Origin of the sequence: Mycobacterium sp. pV006 (genome assembly GCF_041287115.1) — a bacterium.
Lineage (GTDB): Bacteria > Actinomycetota > Actinomycetes > Mycobacteriales > Mycobacteriaceae > Mycobacterium.
Genome location: NZ_JBGGKT010000003.1, coordinates 83,587 through 100,347, shown reverse-complemented (window position 1 = coordinate 100,347; position 16,761 = coordinate 83,587). Strand labels below are relative to the sequence as shown.

The 16,761-nt window shown below is 67.6% G+C and carries 18 protein-coding genes and 1 pseudogene; 16 read left to right on the top strand and 3 right to left on the bottom strand.

Translation table 11 applies throughout. From position 1 onward, the window contains the following. The first annotated feature begins 8 nt into the window (after nucleotides 1–8). From ACAG25_RS06480 to hisI, 3 genes are read left to right on the top strand one after another with little or no spacing between them, the layout of a single operon-like run. A complete protein-coding gene (locus tag ACAG25_RS06480; protein ID WP_370487504.1) occupies nucleotides 9–824 on the top strand; it encodes an inositol monophosphatase in 816 nt (271 codons plus the stop codon). Next, nucleotides 821–1,606: an imidazole glycerol phosphate synthase subunit HisF gene (gene hisF / locus ACAG25_RS06475; protein WP_370487503.1), complete on the top strand. Its 786-nt coding sequence runs from the start codon at nucleotides 821–823 to the stop codon at nucleotides 1,604–1,606. Before ACAG25_RS06480 ends, hisF begins: the two co-directional genes overlap by 4 nt. Next, nucleotides 1,603–1,950 carry a phosphoribosyl-AMP cyclohydrolase gene (gene hisI, locus ACAG25_RS06470; protein ID WP_370487502.1) on the top strand — a complete coding sequence of 116 codons (348 nt, stop codon included), beginning with the start codon at nucleotides 1,603–1,605 and terminating at the stop codon, nucleotides 1,948–1,950. The genes hisF and hisI overlap by 4 nt, the downstream gene beginning before the upstream one ends. A gap of 7 nt (nucleotides 1,951–1,957) precedes the next feature. Here hisI and ACAG25_RS06465 read toward each other — a convergent pair whose 3' ends face one another. Continuing rightward, entirely contained in the window at nucleotides 1,958–2,422 is a 465-nt protein-coding gene (locus ACAG25_RS06465) for a peroxiredoxin (RefSeq protein ID WP_370487501.1), read from the bottom strand. Nucleotides 2,423–2,454: 32 nt separating this feature from the next. On the opposite strand from ACAG25_RS06465, the gene ACAG25_RS06460 reads away from it, so the two are divergent. The 11 genes and pseudogenes from ACAG25_RS06460 (at nucleotide 2,455) to ACAG25_RS06410 (ending at nucleotide 13,637) form a co-directional block, all read left to right on the top strand. Beyond that, on the top strand, nucleotides 2,455–3,981 hold the full coding sequence (locus ACAG25_RS06460) for an anthranilate synthase component I (RefSeq protein WP_370487500.1): 1,527 nt from the start codon (nucleotides 2,455–2,457) through the stop codon (nucleotides 3,979–3,981). Then, nucleotides 3,978–4,574, top strand: a complete 597-nt coding sequence (locus ACAG25_RS06455; protein WP_370487499.1) for a TIGR02234 family membrane protein — start codon at nucleotides 3,978–3,980, stop codon at nucleotides 4,572–4,574. The genes ACAG25_RS06460 and ACAG25_RS06455 overlap by 4 nt, the downstream gene beginning before the upstream one ends. Nucleotides 4,575–4,639: 65 nt before the next feature. Beyond that, nucleotides 4,640–5,458, top strand: a complete 819-nt coding sequence (gene trpC, locus ACAG25_RS06450) for an indole-3-glycerol phosphate synthase TrpC (protein WP_370487498.1) — start codon at nucleotides 4,640–4,642, stop codon at nucleotides 5,456–5,458. After that, nucleotides 5,459–6,721, top strand: coding sequence for a tryptophan synthase subunit beta (trpB, locus tag ACAG25_RS06445; protein WP_370487497.1), 1,263 nt, complete (start codon nucleotides 5,459–5,461; stop codon nucleotides 6,719–6,721). Further along, nucleotides 6,718–7,506, top strand: a complete 789-nt coding sequence (gene trpA / locus ACAG25_RS06440) for a tryptophan synthase subunit alpha (protein WP_370487496.1) — start codon at nucleotides 6,718–6,720, stop codon at nucleotides 7,504–7,506. Before trpB ends, trpA begins: the two co-directional genes overlap by 4 nt. After that, a complete protein-coding gene (lgt, locus tag ACAG25_RS06435; RefSeq protein WP_370487495.1) occupies nucleotides 7,503–9,965 on the top strand; it encodes a prolipoprotein diacylglyceryl transferase in 2,463 nt (820 codons plus the stop codon). The genes trpA and lgt overlap by 4 nt, the downstream gene beginning before the upstream one ends. Before the next feature lie 74 nt (nucleotides 9,966–10,039). Beyond that, nucleotides 10,040–10,402: an NINE protein gene (locus tag ACAG25_RS06430; protein WP_370487494.1), complete on the top strand. Its 363-nt coding sequence runs from the start codon at nucleotides 10,040–10,042 to the stop codon at nucleotides 10,400–10,402. Further along, complete coding sequence (locus ACAG25_RS06425; protein ID WP_370487756.1) at nucleotides 10,392–10,805, top strand: DUF2752 domain-containing protein; 414 nt, start codon at nucleotides 10,392–10,394, stop codon at nucleotides 10,803–10,805. Before ACAG25_RS06430 ends, ACAG25_RS06425 begins: the two co-directional genes overlap by 11 nt. Before the next feature lie 66 nt (nucleotides 10,806–10,871). Next, nucleotides 10,872–11,178, top strand: a pseudogene (locus tag ACAG25_RS06420) (hypothetical protein); the annotation flags it as partial. A 129-nt stretch (nucleotides 11,179–11,307) separates the two neighbouring features. Next, complete coding sequence (gene pyk, locus ACAG25_RS06415) at nucleotides 11,308–12,726, top strand: pyruvate kinase (RefSeq protein WP_370487493.1); 1,419 nt, start codon at nucleotides 11,308–11,310, stop codon at nucleotides 12,724–12,726. 23 nt (nucleotides 12,727–12,749) lie between these two features. Next, nucleotides 12,750–13,637, top strand: coding sequence for an acyl-CoA thioesterase domain-containing protein (locus ACAG25_RS06410; protein ID WP_370487492.1), 888 nt, complete (start codon nucleotides 12,750–12,752; stop codon nucleotides 13,635–13,637). Here ACAG25_RS06410 and ACAG25_RS06405 read toward each other — a convergent pair. Further along, nucleotides 13,615–14,106, bottom strand: coding sequence for a DUF4190 domain-containing protein (locus ACAG25_RS06405; RefSeq protein WP_370487491.1), 492 nt, complete (start codon nucleotides 14,104–14,106; stop codon nucleotides 13,615–13,617). The genes ACAG25_RS06410 and ACAG25_RS06405 overlap by 23 nt on opposite strands. Nucleotides 14,107–14,116: 10 nt before the next feature. Beyond that, nucleotides 14,117–14,710 carry an HdeD family acid-resistance protein gene (locus tag ACAG25_RS06400; RefSeq protein WP_370487490.1) on the bottom strand — a complete coding sequence of 198 codons (594 nt, stop codon included), beginning with the start codon at nucleotides 14,708–14,710 and terminating at the stop codon, nucleotides 14,117–14,119. Nucleotides 14,711–14,909: 199 nt separating this feature from the next. Here ACAG25_RS06400 and ACAG25_RS06395 point away from each other — a divergent pair, with 199 nt between their 5' ends. Then, nucleotides 14,910–15,824 carry an ABC transporter substrate-binding protein gene (locus ACAG25_RS06395; RefSeq protein WP_370487489.1) on the top strand — a complete coding sequence of 305 codons (915 nt, stop codon included), beginning with the start codon at nucleotides 14,910–14,912 and terminating at the stop codon, nucleotides 15,822–15,824. After that, complete coding sequence (locus tag ACAG25_RS06390) at nucleotides 15,821–16,753, top strand: amino acid ABC transporter permease (RefSeq protein WP_370487754.1); 933 nt, start codon at nucleotides 15,821–15,823, stop codon at nucleotides 16,751–16,753. Before ACAG25_RS06395 ends, ACAG25_RS06390 begins: the two co-directional genes overlap by 4 nt. The last annotated feature ends 8 nt before the right edge of the window (nucleotides 16,754–16,761 follow it).

The window sequence follows — 16,761 nt, the reverse complement described above, 5'->3', positions numbered from 1 at the left end:
GTGCCGAGATGCTCGATACCGACCAGCTGAATGATCTGCTGGCCACCGCGGCCGGCATTCTCGACTCGGCTTCACCGCAGTTCGTCAACGGCCACCGCGCGGACTCCGCGGTGGAGAAGAAGGGCAACGACTTCGCCACCGACGTCGATTTGGCACTGGAGAAGCGCATCACCGCCGAATTGACCCGGCTCACCGGAATCGGGGTGCACGGCGAGGAATTCGGCGGCGAGGACCTGGACGCCGAACAGGTCTGGGTGCTCGACCCCATCGACGGGACGTTCAACTACGCCGCGGGGCTGCCGACCGCGGCCATGCTGCTGGCGCTGCTGATCGACGGTGAGCCCGTTCTCGGATTGACCTGGTTGCCGTTCACCTCGCAGCGCTACACCGCGATCGTGGGCGGACCGGTGCGCTGCAACGACGAGGTGCTCGCCGCGCTGGCACCCGGCACGCTCGCCGATTCGGTGGTCGCGACCGGCACGTACAACATCGATTCGAAGGGGCGCTACCCGGGCCGATTCCGCGCGGCGATGCTGGCCAACCTGAGCCGCGAATGCTCCCGCATGCGCATGCACGGCTCCACCGGCATCGACTTCGCCTATGTGTCCGCCGGAATCCTGGGCGGCGCAATCAGTTTCGGCCACCACGTGTGGGATCACGCCGCCGGTGTGGCGCTGGTACGCGCCGCCGGTGGCGTCGTCACCGATCTGGCAGGGGAGCCCTGGACGGTGAATTCACCATCGGCTGTCGTGGCCGCACCTGGGGTCCATGAGCGCATGCTCGAGCTGATCGCCGCCGCGGGCGACCCGGAGGGCTACCGGTGACCCCGTCCAGCGATGTGGCCACCCGCGTCATCCCGTGCCTGGACGTCGACGCCGGCCGCGTGGTCAAGGGAGTCAACTTCGCCAACCTGCGCGACGCCGGCGACCCGGTGGAACTGGCCGCCGCCTACGACGCCGAAGGTGCCGACGAATTGACCTTCCTGGACGTGACCGCGTCCTCGTCAGGTCGCTCGACGATGCTGGAGGTGGTGCGCCGCACCGCCGATCAGGTGTTCATCCCGCTGACCGTCGGTGGCGGGGTGCGCTCCATCGCCGACGTCGACGTGCTGCTGCGCGCCGGCGCCGACAAGGTGTCGGTCAACACCGCGGCCATCGCCCGGCCGGAACTGCTGTCGGAGTTGTCCCGCCAGTTCGGTTCGCAGTGCATCGTGCTGTCGGTCGACGCCCGCACCGTGCCCGACGGATCGACCCCGACCACGTCGGGCTGGGAGGTGACCACCCACGGCGGGCGCCGCGGAACCGGCATCGACGCCGTCGAGTGGGCCACGCGGGGTGCCGAATTGGGCGTGGGGGAGATCCTGCTCAACTCGATGGACTGCGACGGCACCAAGGCCGGTTTCGATCTGGAGATGCTGCGTGCGGTACGCGGCGCGGTGTCCGTGCCGGTGATCGCCAGCGGGGGCGCCGGTGCGGTCGAGCACTTCGCGCCTGCCGTGCACGCCGGCGCCGACGCGGTGCTGGCGGCCAGCGTCTTCCACTTCCGAGAGCTCACCATCGGGCAGGTCAAGGCGGCGATGGCCGCCGAAGGGATCACGGTGCGGTGACCCTCGATCCTACGATCGCCGCGCGCCTCAAGCGCAACGACGACGGCCTGTTCACCGCCGTCGTGCAGGAACGCGCCACCGGTCAGGTGCTGATGGTGGCGTGGATGGACGACGCCGCGCTGGAGCGGACCTTGCAGACGCGGGAAGCCACCTACTTCTCCCGCTCGCGCGGTGAGCAGTGGGTCAAGGGCGCGACGTCCGGCCACACGCAGCACGTCCACTCGGTGCGCCTGGACTGTGACGGCGACGCGGTGCTGCTGGAGGTCGACCAGGTCGGCGGGGCCTGCCACACCGGCGACCACACCTGCTTCGACGCCGACCTGCTGCTGGGGCCGGACGACTGAGACTGCGCTACACGCCGCTGCGCCGGCGCAGCACCTCGAGTGCTTTGTCGGCGTGGGCGTTCATGTTCAGCTCGCTGGAGATGACCTCGAGCACCGTGCGGTCGGTGTCGATCACGAAGGTGGTGCGCTTGACCGGCATCAACTTGCCCAACAGCCCGCGCTTGACGCCGAACTGGGCGGCCACCGCACCGTCGCTGTCGGACAGCAGCGGATAGCCGAAACCCTGCTGGTCGGCGAACGCGGCCTGTTTGGCGACCGGGTCGGCGCTGATGCCGACGGTGACCGCGCCGACGGCGGCAAACTCCGCGGCCAGGTCCCGGAAGTGGCACGCCTCGCGGGTGCAGCCGGGCGTCATGGCTGCGGGATAGAAGAACAGCACCATCGGGCCGTCGGCGAGCAGATCGCCCAAGCGCCGGGGCGTACCGGTCTGGTCGGGAAGTTCGAATTCGGCCACCCGATCACCACGATTCATGTTCTTCACGGTACTTCTGGGACAATCGCCGCGTGCAGACGACCGCTGACCTGACGGTGACCACGTCGCGTGAGGACTTCCGGACGTTGGCCGCCGAGCACCGCGTCGTGCCGGTCACGCGCAAGGTGCTCGCCGACAGCGAGACACCGTTGTCGGCGTACCGCAAGCTGGCCGCCAACCGTCCGGGGACCTTCCTGCTGGAGTCGGCGGAGAACGGCCGGTCCTGGTCACGCTGGTCGTTCATCGGCGCCGGCGCGCCGTCGGCGCTGACGGTGCGCGACGGGCAGGCCGGATGGCTGGGGACCATCCCGAAGGACGCGCCGTCGGGCGGCGATCCGCTCGACGCGGTACGGGCCACCCTCGCGCTGTTGGAGACCGCGTCGCTGCCCGACCTGCCGCCGCTGTCGTCGGGTCTGGTCGGCTTCTTCGCCTACGACTTCGTGCGGCGCCTCGAACGGTTACCGGAATTGACCGACGACGATCTCGGGCTGCCCGACATGCTTCTGCTGCTGGCCACCGACATCGCCGCGGTCGACCATCACGAGGGCACCATCACGCTGATAGCGAATGCGGTCAACTGGAACGGCACCAACGAGCGCGTCGACGCGGCCTACGACGACGCCGTCGCCCGGCTGGACGTGATGACCGCGGCGCTGGCCGAACCGCTGCCGTCCACGGTGGCGACCTTCCGCAGACCCGCGCCGGTGCACCGCGCCCAGCGCACCGTGGAGGAGTACACCGCGATCGTCGACAAGCTCGTCGGCGACATCGAAGCCGGTGAGGCTTTCCAGGTGGTGCCGTCGCAGCGGTTCGAGATGGACACCGACGCCGATCCACTCGATGTGTACCGGATGCTGCGGGTGTCCAATCCCAGCCCCTACATGTACCTGTTCAACGTCCCCGATGAGGCTGGGGGACTGGACTTTTCGGTCGTCGGATCCAGCCCGGAAGCGTTGGTGACGGTCAAGGACGGGCGCGCCACCACCCATCCGATCGCGGGGACGCGGTGGCGTGGCGACACCGAGGAGGAAGACCTCCTGCTGGAGAAGGAACTGCTGGCCGACGAGAAGGAGCGCGCCGAGCACCTCATGCTCGTCGACCTCGGGCGCAACGACCTGGGCCGGGTGTGCCGCCCCGGCACCGTGCGGGTCGAGGACTACAGCCACATCGAGCGCTACAGCCACGTCATGCACCTGGTGTCCACGGTGACGGGGCTGCTCGCCGACGACAAGACCGCGCTCGACGCGGTCACCGCCTGCTTCCCCGCCGGGACGCTCTCCGGGGCGCCGAAGGTGCGGGCGATGGAACTGATCGAAGAGGTGGAGAAGACGCGACGCGGCCTCTACGGCGGCGTGCTGGGATATCTGGACTTCGCCGGCAACGCCGATTTCGCGATCGCGATCCGCACCGCACTGATGCGCGACGGCACCGCCTACGTCCAGGCCGGTGGCGGCGTGGTCGCCGACTCCAACGGCCCCTACGAGTACACCGAGGCCTCCAATAAGGCACGCGCGGTGCTGAGCGCGATCGCTGCGGCCGAAACGCTGAGCGAACCGTGATCAGATCCGCCCAGATGCTGCTGCTGGTCGCCGCTGCCGACCTGTGGGCGGCGTCCCGGTTCACCTGGGTGGAGATCAGTTCCTTCGACGGTCTCGGCCACCCCAAGACGACCGAGCTCAACGGGGCGACGTGGTCGACCGCGCTGATCCCGCTGGCGCTGCTGTTGGTCGCCGCTGCGGCTGCGGCCCTGGCGGTGCGGGGATGGCCGTTGCGGATCCTGTCGGTGTTGGTCGCCGCCGCCAGCGCGGGCATGGGTTATCTGGCCGTGAGCCTGTGGGTGGTCCCGGACGTGGCGCCGCGGGCGACCCGTCTGGCCGAGGTGCCCGTCGTCGAGCTGCTCGACACCGAACGCTTCCACACGGGCGCCGCGGTGACGCTGGTGGCGGCGGTGCTGTCCCTGGTGGGGGCGGTGCTGCTGATGCGGTCGGCGGCCAAGGGCCGGGCCGATACCGCACGGTTCTCCCGGGGTGCCGCGCCCGCCGAGGAGCCCTCGGAGGCGCTGTCGGAACGCGCGATCTGGGATGCCCTGGACGAGGGAGACGATCCCACCCGTGACGAACCGGGCCCCGAGTCGAGGGGCGGTGCTCGATGACGGCCCGATGGCGGCTACCCTTCAAGAAGAGTCAAACGGCTGGCAGGGGAAGGGAAGCGACGCCTATGGGTTCGGCGACCGTGCTCGACTCCATTCTCGAAGGAGTCCGTGCCGACGTTGCCGCTCGCGAGGCCGCGGTGAGTCTGGCGGAGATCAAAGAGCGGGCGCAGAAGGCACCGGCACCCCTGGATGTCCTGGGAGCGCTGCGCGCCCCCGGCATCGCCGTGATCGCCGAGGTGAAACGCGCCAGCCCGTCGCGCGGTGAACTGGCCCCGATCGGCGACCCGGCAGACCTCGCGAAGGCCTACCAGGACGGCGGTGCCCGCGTCATCAGCGTGCTGACCGAAGGGCGCCGCTTCAACGGTTCGCTCGACGACCTCGACGCGGTGCGTGCCGCGGTGTCGATCCCGGTGCTGCGCAAGGACTTCATCGTCCGCCCGTATCAGATTCACGAGGCTCGGGCACACGGCGCCGACATGCTCCTGCTGATCGTCGCCGCCCTCGAGCAACCGGCACTGGAATCCCTGCTCGAACGTACCGAGTCGCTCGGTATGACCGCGCTGGTCGAGGTGCACACCGAGGAAGAGGCCGACCGGGCACTGCAGGCCGGCGCGAAGGTGATCGGGGTCAACGCGCGCAACCTCAAGACGCTCGAGGTGGACCGCAACACGTTCGCCCGTATCGCTCCCGGACTTCCGAGCAACGTGATCCGGGTGGCCGAATCCGGCGTGCGGGGCACGGCCGATCTGCTGGCGTACGCCGGTGCGGGCGCCGACGCGGTCCTCGTCGGTGAGGGGTTGGTCACCAGCGGTGATCCCCGCAATGCTGTTGCGGACCTCGTCACCGCCGGTACCCATCCGTCGTGCCCGAAGCCAGCGCGTTAAGTGGGTGCGGTGACCGGTCCTGACCTGCCGCTCGCCAGCGCGGCGGTGGCCGAACCGACCGCACACGATCCTGACGAGCGCGGCCACTTCGGTGCCTACGGCGGTCGTCTGGTCCCCGAGGCGCTGATGGCGGTCATCGAGGAGGTCACCGCCGCCTACGAGAAGGCTCGCGGCGACCAGACGTTCCTCGACGAACTCGACCGGCTGCAGCGCCACTACACCGGACGTCCCTCCCCGCTGTACGAGGCCGAGCGGCTGACCGAGCACGTCGGCGGCGCACGGATCTTCCTCAAGCGCGAGGACCTCAACCACACCGGTTCCCACAAGATCAACAACGTGCTGGGTCAGGCGTTGTTGGCGCGCCAGATGGGCAAGACCCGCGTCATCGCCGAGACCGGCGCCGGCCAGCACGGGGTGGCCACGGCGACCGCGTGCGCGTTGCTGGGACTGGAATGCGTCATCTACATGGGTGCCGTCGACACCGCGCGGCAGGCGCTCAACGTCGCCCGGATGCGGCTTCTCGGTGCGACCGTGGTCGCCGTCGAGTCGGGGTCGAAGACCCTCAAGGACGCCATCAACGACACCTTCCGCGACTGGGTCACCAACGCCGACAACACCTACTACTGCTTCGGCACGGCGGCCGGGCCGCATCCCTTCCCCATGATGGTGCGCGACTTCCAACGGGTGATCGGGATGGAAGCCCGCGCGCAGATGCTCGACCAGGCCGGGCGGTTGCCCGACGCAGTCGTGGCGTGCGTCGGCGGGGGATCGAACGCGATCGGCATCTTCCACGCGTTTCTCGACGACCCGGGCGTCGCCCTCGTCGGCTACGAGGCGGCCGGCGACGGCGTCGAGACGGGGCGACATGCCGCGACCTTCACCGGTGGCTCGCCCGGCGCGTTCCAGGGCTCCTTCTCGTATCTGCTCCAGGACGAGGACGGTCAGACCATCGAGTCGCATTCCATCTCGGCGGGGCTGGACTACCCGGGTGTCGGCCCCGAACATGCGCTGCTCAAAGACACCGGACGCGCCCGGTACGAACCGATCACCGACACCGAGGCGATGGACGCGCTGTCGCTGCTGAGCCGAACCGAGGGGATCATCCCAGCCATCGAGTCCGCCCACGCGGTCGCCGGTGCGCTGAAGTTGGCGGCTGAGCTCGGGCCCGGCGGGATCATTCTGGTCAACGTGTCGGGCCGGGGGGACAAGGACGTCGAGACCGCCGCGAAGTGGTTCGGACTGCTGGACGGTGATCCGTCGTGAGTCGCTTGGCGCCCCTGTTCGAGACGTGCCGATCCGAGGGCCGTTCGGCGTTGATCGGTTACCTGCCCATGGGTTATCCGGACGTGCCGACGTCCATCTCGGCGATGACCGCACTGGTCGAATCCGGCTGCGACGTCATCGAGGTCGGAATTGCCTACTCGGATCCCGGTATGGACGGGCCGACGATTGCGGCGGCGACCGAGGCGGCTCTGCGTGGGGGCGTGCGCGTCCGCGACGCTTTGACAGCCGTGGAGGCGATCAGCAACGCCGGGGGTCGCGCGGTGGTGATGAGTTACTGGAACCCCGTGCTGCGCAAAGGGGTCGACACGTTCGCTCGCGACCTCGCGTCGGCGGGCGGGTTCGGGATGATCACCCCGGACCTCATCCCGGAGGAGGCCGACGACTGGATGGCCGCCTCGGAGGCACACGACCTCGATCGGATCTTCCTGGTTGCCCCGTCGTCGACGCCGCAACGGTTGGCCACCACGGTGCAGGCGTCGCGCGGGTTCGTCTACGCCGCGTCGACGATGGGTGTCACCGGCGTACGTGACGCGGTGTCCAATGCCGCACCGGAGCTCGTGCGGCGCGTCAAGGAGGTCTCCGACATCCCTGTCGGTGTGGGTCTGGGTGTGCGCTCGCGGGAGCAGGCCGCCGAGATCGGTTCGTATGCCGACGGCGTGATCGTCGGCTCGGCACTGGTGACTGCGCTCACCGACGGGATCCCGGCGATGCGGTCGCTGACTGAGGAGTTGGCGGACGGAGTGCGGCAGAGGATCACTGCGTGACCGCCACGCTGCTGGCCTCTTTCCCGAGCCCGCCCCAGGGGGTCTGGTTTCTCGGACCGTTCCCCGTCCGGGCCTACGCGTTGTTCATCATCGCGGGCATCATCGCGGCACTGGTCATCGGTGACCGTCGGTGGGTGGCGCGCGGAGGCGAGCCCGGCGTCATCTACGACATCGCACTGTGGGCGGTGACGTTCGGGCTGGTCGGCGGCCGGCTCTACCACGTCCTGACCGACTGGAACACCTACTTCGGCCCCGACGGCGCGGGATTCGCTGCGGCGCTGCGGATCTGGGACGGCGGCCTGGGCATCTGGGGTGCAGTTGCCCTGGGCGGGGTCGGCGCATGGATTGCGTGTCGACGCCAGGGCATACCGCTTCCCGCGTTCGGCGATGCGATTGCACCCGGCATCATCCTGGCGCAGGCGATCGGTCGTCTCGGCAACTATTTCAACCAGGAGCTCTACGGTCGCGAGACGACGCTGCCGTGGGGGCTGGAGATCTACGAGCGACGCAACGCCAGCGGCGCCGTCGACTACCTCAACGGTGTTTCCACCGGTGAGCTGCTGGCGGTCGTGCATCCGACGTTCCTCTACGAATTACTGTGGAATCTGCTGGTTTTCGTGGCGTTGCTGGTGATCGACCGCCGCTTCAACATCGGTCATGGGCGGCTGTTCGCGCTCTATGTCGCCGGCTACTGCGTCGGCCGGTTCTGGATCGAGCTGCTGCGCAGCGACTTCGCCACCGAGTTCGCCGGTGTGCGGGTGAATTCGTTCACCGCGACGTTCGTGTTCATCGGTGCGGTCGTCTACATCATGGCTGCGCCACGTGGCCGCGAGGATCCCGCGACGTTGCGCGGCAAGGCCGACGACGAGGCAGAACCTCGGGTCGAGGAACTGGTCAAGGATCTCGCTGTCGGGGCCTCGACGACCGGTGTCGTCGCCGCCGCGACCGTCGCCGCCGAGGATGACCAGCGCACCGCAGCCGACGATGCTGACGCTGATGCCGGAGACGAGGTCCACGAGCAAGTTGTGGACGCCGAAACCGACGGCGGCGAGGCAACAGCGATCGAAGGTTCCGACGTGGCCGAGGCGCTCGCCGAATCCGACGAGGCTGATGTCGACGCCCGAAGCCTCGGCGGGGTGGGTGCGCTCGAGGAGGCTGAACTCGACGAGGCTTTGGCCGATGCCGACGAGGTCCACGACTATGTTGCGGCGGAAGCCGATGCCGAGGAGCCGGCCGACGACGCCGACGAGGCTGGTGCTGACGTCGGAAGCGTTGGCGGTGTGGGTGCGGTCGAGGAGGCTGAAGTCGGTGAGGCGGTGGCTGATGCCGACGAGGTCCACGAGCAGGTTGTAGAAGCCGACGGGACCGACGCAGCCGACACTGACGACGCGGACGCTGACGTCGCGGTCGGTGACGGCGAATCCGCTGACGCAGAAGAGCCTGCCGAAGACACCGATGAGACGTCCGACGTCGACGAAGAAGCCGCGGCCGAAGGTCAGGATGCCGCGGAGGCCCTCACCGAGACCGACGAGGCTGACGAGACTGGTGCTGACGTCGGTGGTGTGGGTGCGGTCGAGGAGGCTGAAGTCGGTGAGGCGGTGGCTGATGCCGGCGAGGCCCACGAGCAGGTTGCAGAAGCCGAAGCCGACGGGACCGACGCAGCCGACACTGACGACGCGGATGATGACGGCGAATCCGCTGATGCAGAAGAGCCTGCCGAAGACCCCGGTGAGACATCCAATGTCGACGAGGAAGCAGCCGTTGAAGGTCACGATGCGGCCGAGGCCCTGACCGAGACCGACGAGGATGGTGCTGACGTCGGAAGCGTTGGTGGTGTGGGTGCGGTCGAGGAGGCTGAAGTCGGTGAGGCGGTGGCTGATGCCGACGAGGTCCACGAGCAGGTTGTAGAAGCCGAAGCCGACGGAACCGACGCAGCCGACACTGACGACGCGGACGATGACGGCGAATCCGCTGACGCAGAGGAGCCGGCTGCAGATGCCGGTGAGACCTCCGACGTCGACGAGAAAGCGGCGGTTGAAGGTCAGGACGCTGCGGAGGCCCTCACCGAGCCCGCTGAGACCGAGGCCGGCGACGCTGATGGTGATGGCGTTGATGTGGATGCGGTGGAGGAGGTCGAATCTACCGACGGGGAGGAGCCTGCCGAAGTAACCGGTGGGAGCTCCGACGTCGACGAAGAAGCAACGGCCGAGGGGCAGGATGCCGCGGAGGCCCTCACCGAAACCGACGCCGTAGAAGCCGGCGCTGAGGGCGAGCAGCCGGCTGCAGACGCCGGTGAGACCTCCGACGTCGACGAGGAAGCCGCGGTCGAGGGTCAGGATGCTGCGGAGGCCGTCACCGAGACCGACGAGACCAGGTCTGCCGAGCCCGTGATCAGTCTCATGCCTGAGGAACGCGGTGGTCGCGTGCGGCAGTGGTTGCGTCGCCGCCGCAACCGATAGCAGACCTGGCTACCCGAGTCGGGACCGGCGCTCAGTACTCCTCGACCGGTCGGCGCTCTGGCATGCTGGTGTCCATGAGCGAGCCTCCCTTCGGCGGCAACGATGGCCCCAACCCGTATTCGCCGCAGCAGCCGACGGGTTACCCGCCGTTCTACGGCGATCCCACCGCGCCGTACGGCCGCCACCCGATCACGGGTGAACCGTTCTCCGACAAGTCCAAAGTGGTCGCCGGCTTGCTGCAGTTGCTCGGACTTCTGGGACTGGTCGGGATCGGACGCATCTACCTCGGGAACACCGGCTTGGGTATCGCCCAGCTGGTCGTCGGCCTGATCACGTGCGGCGTCGGTGCCGTCATCTGGGGCATCATCGACGCCGTGCTGATCCTGACCGACCGGGTTCGGGACCCACAGGGCCGTCCCCTGCGTGATGGAACCTGATCGGCAGCGCGTCACGTCCACGAGGGTTCTCGTGGGTGCAGGCGTGGGTATCGCAGCGATCGGCGCCCTGGCCTACGTGGGACTCGGCGACCCGCACAGCCCCGATTTCGTCTTCCCTGCCTGTCCGTTCAAGGCGCTCACCGGCTGGGACTGTCCCGCGTGCGGGGGACTGCGGATGACCCATGACGTCCTCCACGGCGACTTCGCCGCCGCATTCGTCGACAACGCGTTCTTCTTGATCGGCCTGCCTCTGCTGGCCGTGTGGCTGCTGATGCAGCGCGTGAAAGGAAAAGCCCTTCTGAGTTCGACGGCCGTGGCCGTCATCCTCGGTGCCGCGGTGACCTGGACGGTGGTGCGTAACATGCCCGGATTCCCGTTGGTCCCCACCGTTCTCGGCGGGTAGCGCTCCCACCGAACTGTTAGTCTGGCTCCACGGTCGCTGCAGTCCCTGCCCCACCAGCAGGACTGCATGCTCTTCTCGGCAAATCCGGAACCCCAGGGTCTCTACGACCCGAAGAACGAAACCGACTCAGGTGGCGTCGCCATGGTCGTCGACGTCAAGGCCGCCGATCACATGCCATCGTCGCCAACGGACTGACGGCGCTCGAGCATCCCGAGAACCGCGTCTATGCCCGTCGCTGTCCAGCCGCACTTTGGTCTACAAGGGCATGTTGACCACAACGCAGCTGCCGCAGTACTTTTCCGACCTGCGCGACGCGCGGTGTGCGAGTGCCGTCGCGATCGTCCACAGCCGCTTCTCGACGAATACCAACCCGCCTCTCGGCAGCGCGGCGCACGCCGTCGACGCGTACCTGATGAGTGCGTCCGACCTGCCGTCGCCCGTCAGGCCTGGTGCCCTGCCGCTGACCGCCGTCTGAAACGGTTCACGACTATGCTCGACTGTCGTGACTAGACGCGGAAAAATCGTCTGTACGCTCGGCCCAGCGACGGCCTCCGATGAGGCGGTCAGAAAGCTGGTGGAGTCCGGAATGGACGTCGCCAGGCTGAACTTCAGCCACGGCGACTACGCCGATCACGAGGCCAACTACAAGCGGGTCCGGGCGGCATCAGATGCCACCGGCCATGCTGTGGGCATCCTCGCCGACCTCCAGGGGCCGAAGATCCGCTTGGGCCGATTCGTCGACGGTTCGACCTACTGGAACACCGGCGAGACGGTGCGGATCACCGTCGAGGACTGCGAAGGCACCCACGACCGGGTGTCGACCACCTACAAGCGTCTGGTCGACGACGCCTCGGTCGGTGACCGGGTGCTGGTCGACGACGGGAACATCGGCCTGGTGGTCGAACGCATCGACCGCAACGACGTCGTGTGTGTCGTCACCGAGGGCGGCAAGGTCAGCAACAACAAGGGCATGTCCCTTCCGGGCATGAATGTCTCGGCGCCGGCCTTGTCGGAGAAGGACATCGACGACCTCGAGTTCGCGGTCCGTCTCGGTGTCGACCTGGTGGCGCTGTCCTTCGTGCGGTCGCCCTCCGACGTCGAACTCGTCCACGAGGTGATGGACCGGGTGGGCCGTCGGGTCCCGGTGATCGCGAAGCTGGAGAAGCCCGAGGCCATCGACAACCTGGAAGCCATCGTCCTGGCTTTCGACGCGATCATGGTCGCCCGCGGCGATCTCGGAGTCGAATTGCCGCTGGAGGAAGTGCCGCTGGTGCAGAAGCGCGCCATCCAGATGGCAAGGGAGAACGCCAGACCCGTCATCGTCGCGACCCAGATGTTGGAGTCGATGATCGAGAACTCGCGCCCGACACGCGCCGAAGCCTCCGACGTCGCCAACGCGGTGCTCGACGGTGCCGACGCGGTGATGCTGTCGGGGGAGACCTCGGTGGGCAAGTATCCGTTCGAGACCGTCAAGACCATGGCGCGCATCATCTCGGCGGTCGAGGAGAACTCGGTGGCCGCGCCTCCGCTGACCCACCTTCCGCGTACCAAGCGGGGCGTGATCTCCTATGCCGCCCGCGACATCGGTGAGCGACTCGATGCCAAGGCGCTGGTGGCGTTCACGCAGTCCGGGGACACGGTGCGACGGCTGGCTCGACTCCACACGCCCCTGCCGTTGCTGGCGTTCACGGCGCTGCCGGAGATCCGCAGCCAGTTGGCGCTCACCTGGGGAACGGAGACGTTCATCGTGCCGCACATCGACACGACCGACGGCATGATCCGGCAGGTCGACCAGTCGATGCTGGAGATGGGCCGGTACAAGAAGGGCGACCTGGTGGTCATCGTCGCGGGTGCGCCACCCGGCACAGTAGGCTCCACGAATCTGATCCACGTCCACCGCATCGGCGAGGACGACGTCTAGGAAACCGGCTCGGGAGGTCGCGCGTGTCGTCGCAGAAGGATTTCGACGAACTGCTCGCCATCCTCGATCTGACCCAACGCGACGAGAACACCTACCTCGGGGCGCATCCGAGCCGTAACCCGGTGCGCACCTTCGGCGGTCAGATGATGGCCCAGGCGTTCGTCGCAGCCGGCCGCAGCCTGAAGCATCTCGTGCCGCCCAGCGCGCTGTCGGTGCACTTCATCGCCGGTGGCGACCCGAGCCAGGATCTCGAGTTCCACGTGGTGCGTCTACGCGACGAGCGCCGGTTCGCCAACCGGCGGGTCGACGTCATGCAGAACGGCCACCTGCTCACCAGTGCGATGGTGTCATTCCTGTCCGGTGGGAAAGGCCTCGAGCACGGCGTCGAGGCACCGGCGGTGGCCGAACCGGCCCAGGTGCCCCCGATCGACGACCTGCTCGCCGGCTATGAAGACGTGGTTCCGCACTTCGCCAACGCGCTGCGACCGATCGAGTGGCGTTACACCAACGATCCGGCGTGGATCATGCGGGACAAGGGCGGCAGCCTCGACCACAACCGGGTGTGGATGAAAACTCATGCCGCTCTTCCCGACGATCCCATCGTGCATGCGGCGGCGATGGTCTACTCCTCGGACACGACGGTGCTCGACTCGATCATCACCACCCACGGCCTGTCCTGGGGGCACGACCGGATCTTCGCGGTGACCACCAATCACTCGGTGTGGTTCCACCGACCGGTGCGATTCGACGAGTGGGTGCTCTATTCGACGACGTCGCCGGTGGCTGCCGATTCACGCGGTCTGGGCACCGGGCATTTCTTCGACGAGGACGGCCGACTGCTGGCGACCGTGGTGCAGGAAGGGATCGTCAAGCACTTCCCGTCGCGGACTACGGCGTCGGCGTCGACGTGATCGACAACCGGTCTTCCACGCGCTGAGTGAACTCGTCGGCGCAGCGCTGCGCGGCCTCGGTGTCGGACCCTGCCCGGCTCAGGCAGTCGACGTAATCGGTGCCACCCACCTGATCGAACAGGCCGATGTAGATGGGGATGAAGACCAACGCCGCGACGACCGAGACGAAACCCAGGGCGATGCCGGCGACCGCGATACCTCCGTTGGTGGCCTCGCCCCGCTTGACGCGCCCCCGCGCCACGAACCCGATGATCACCGCGCACACGCCGAGGATGACGCCGCCGGCGACCGTCCAGCACAGCACCAGTCCTACGATCGCCAGCACCAGTGCCGCAATCCCCAGCCCGTTCTTCGGAGCCATCGGCATCGGCGGCGGATACCCGCCGTAGGGCATCGGTGGCGGCGGCGGATAACCCCCGGGCACCGAACCGTACGGCGGCGGTGGCGGCGGTGGCGGGGGCTCACTCATGGATGCGAGATTACTCCGCGGCCGCCGGGGTGGCCTCGTGCGTGCGATCGGCCAACTTCTTGCTCTCCTTGCGGACGCCGAACGCCGAAACCACCTCGAAAACCCCCAGCACGATCAGCCAGATGCCGACCACCAGAGTCAGGGTTGCCAGGGACTCGAACGGCGCCGCCATCATCACCACACCGGCGATCAGGCTGATGACACCGATGAAGATCTCCCAGGCCCGGCCGGGCAGGGACGGATCGCTGATCGCCGATACCGCGGTCGCGACGCCGCGGAAGATGAAACCGATCCCGATCCAGATGGCCAACAGCAGGATTGATTCCTGCAGGCTGCGGAAGCACAGCACCGCCAGAATCAGTGCGGCAGCACCGCTGAGGAACAACAGCACCCGCCCGCCCGCGGAGACGTGCAGGCTGAACGCGAAGATCACCTGGGTGACGCCGGTGACCAGCAGGTAGGCGCCGAAGAAGATCGCCGCGACGACGATGGTGATGCCCGGCCATACCAGGACCATGACGCCGAGCAGCACCGCGAGAAGTCCGGAGAACAGGGCGGTCTTCCACAGATGCTGCAGCATTTTGGGGCGGACAGTGGTATCCATGTCGCGCAGTGTGGCACATACCGCCTGGCAGTCAACTCTTTTCGGCGGTACGGCTGTGATGTCTTCATGCGGTCGTTAATGTTCCGTTACCGGCGCTGCACACCGGGACCGCGATAGTTAACGTGCATGACGCGAGACGGCCCGTAAGGTGTCCGGCCGGGCAGTGCTGATCGGCGAGCGGAAAGTGGAGGCAGCTGTGTTGGGTGCAAGACGAGACCGCCGAACCTCGACGTGGCGCTGGGCGGTGGCGACCTTCGCGGCCGGCGCACTGGTGTTGTCCGGGTGTTCGAGCAACACGGAGTCCAGTGGCCCCGCCACCCAGACCACCGCCGCGGCGGCCGAGAAGGTCGAGGAGATCGCGGCCACCGTTCCCGAAGAGATCAGATCCACCGGCACGCTCGTGGTGGGGGTGAACATTCCGTACCCGCCCAACGAGTTCAAGGATCCCGACGGGGAGTTGGTCGGTTTCGACGTCGACCTGATGAATGCCGTGGCCGCCACGCTCGGACTGACCGCCGACTTCCGCGAGTCGGACTTCGACAAGATCATCCCGTCGATCCAGGGTGGCACCTACAACGTGGGCATGTCGTCGTTCACCGACACCCGGCAGCGTGAAGAGGTCGTCGACTTCGTCACCTACTTCTCCGCGGGGTCGCTGTGGGCGCAGCAGGTCGGAGCCGGAATCGACCCGGAGAACGCATGCGGTAAAAGGGTTGCGGTGCAGTCGAATACGGTACAGGCGACCGAAGAGTTGCCTGCCCGCAACAAGAAGTGCACCGACGAGGGCCAGCCCGCCATCGAGATCGTGCCATTCGACGGACAAGACGCCGCGACCAACGCGGTGGTGCTCGGGCAGGCCGACGCCATGTCGGCGGACTCGCCGGTGACGCAGTACGCGATCAAGCAGAGCAACGGCAAACTCGAGCCGGCCGGCGAGCTGTTCGACTCGGCGCCCTACGGGTGGCCGGTGGCGAAGGGCTCGCCGCTGGCGCAGTCACTGTTGAAAGCTCTCGAGCATCTGATCGAGACCGGTGCCTATGAACAGATCGCCTCGAACTGGGGCCTGGAGGAAGGGCTGATCGACCGGCCGGTGATCAACGGGGCGATCAACTGAACGAGCGAGCCGACGCGACGAGTGAGGCCGGGAAGGGGCCCGCGCCGATCGACGCCGTACCCCTGCGTCATCCGTGGCGTTGGGTGGCGGCGGGGGTGCTCATCGTCCTGCTCGGGCTGTTCCTCTACGGGGCGGCCACCAACGACGCCTACCGCTGGTCGACGTTCTGGCGGTACCTGTTCGACGATCGCATCCCGAGTGCCATCTGGTACACGCTGCAGCTGACCGTGTTCTCGATGGTGCTCGCGGTGGTCCTGGGGGTCACCCTGGCCGTGATGCGGTTGTCGCCGAATCCGGTGTTCCGGTCGGTGGCCTGGGTGTACCTGTGGATCTTCCGCGGCACTCCGGTCTACGTGCAGCTGGTGTTCTGGGGACTGTTCCCGACGATCTACCAGAACATCCAGCTCGGTGTGCCGTTTGGGCCGACGTTCTTCCATCTGGACCTGCAGAGCCTGTCGATTCCGTTCCTGCTCGCGATCATCGGGCTGGGCCTCAACGAGGCCGCCTACATGGCGGAGATCATCCGCGCCGGAATCAGTTCGGTGCCCGAGGGGCAGATCGAGGCGTCCACGGCGCTGGGCATGTCGTGGGGGCTGGCGATGCGCCGGACGGTGTTGCCCCAGGCGATGCGGGTGATCATCCCGCCGACCGGCAACGAGGTCATCAGCATGCTCAAGACCACGTCGTTGGTGACCGCGGTGCCGTTTACCCTCGAGCTCTACATGGTGACCCGCAACATCGGCTCGGTGCTGTTCGAGCCGGTGCCGCTGCTGATGGTCGCCGCGGTCTGGTACCTGGTGATCACCAGCGTTCTGATGATCGGCCAGTTCTACCTGGAGCGGCACTTCTCTCGGGGCGCATCCCGCAAGCTGACCGACAAGCAGCTCGCGGCACTGGCCAAAGCACAAGCCGGTACGGGGGCCATGTGAGTACCGCG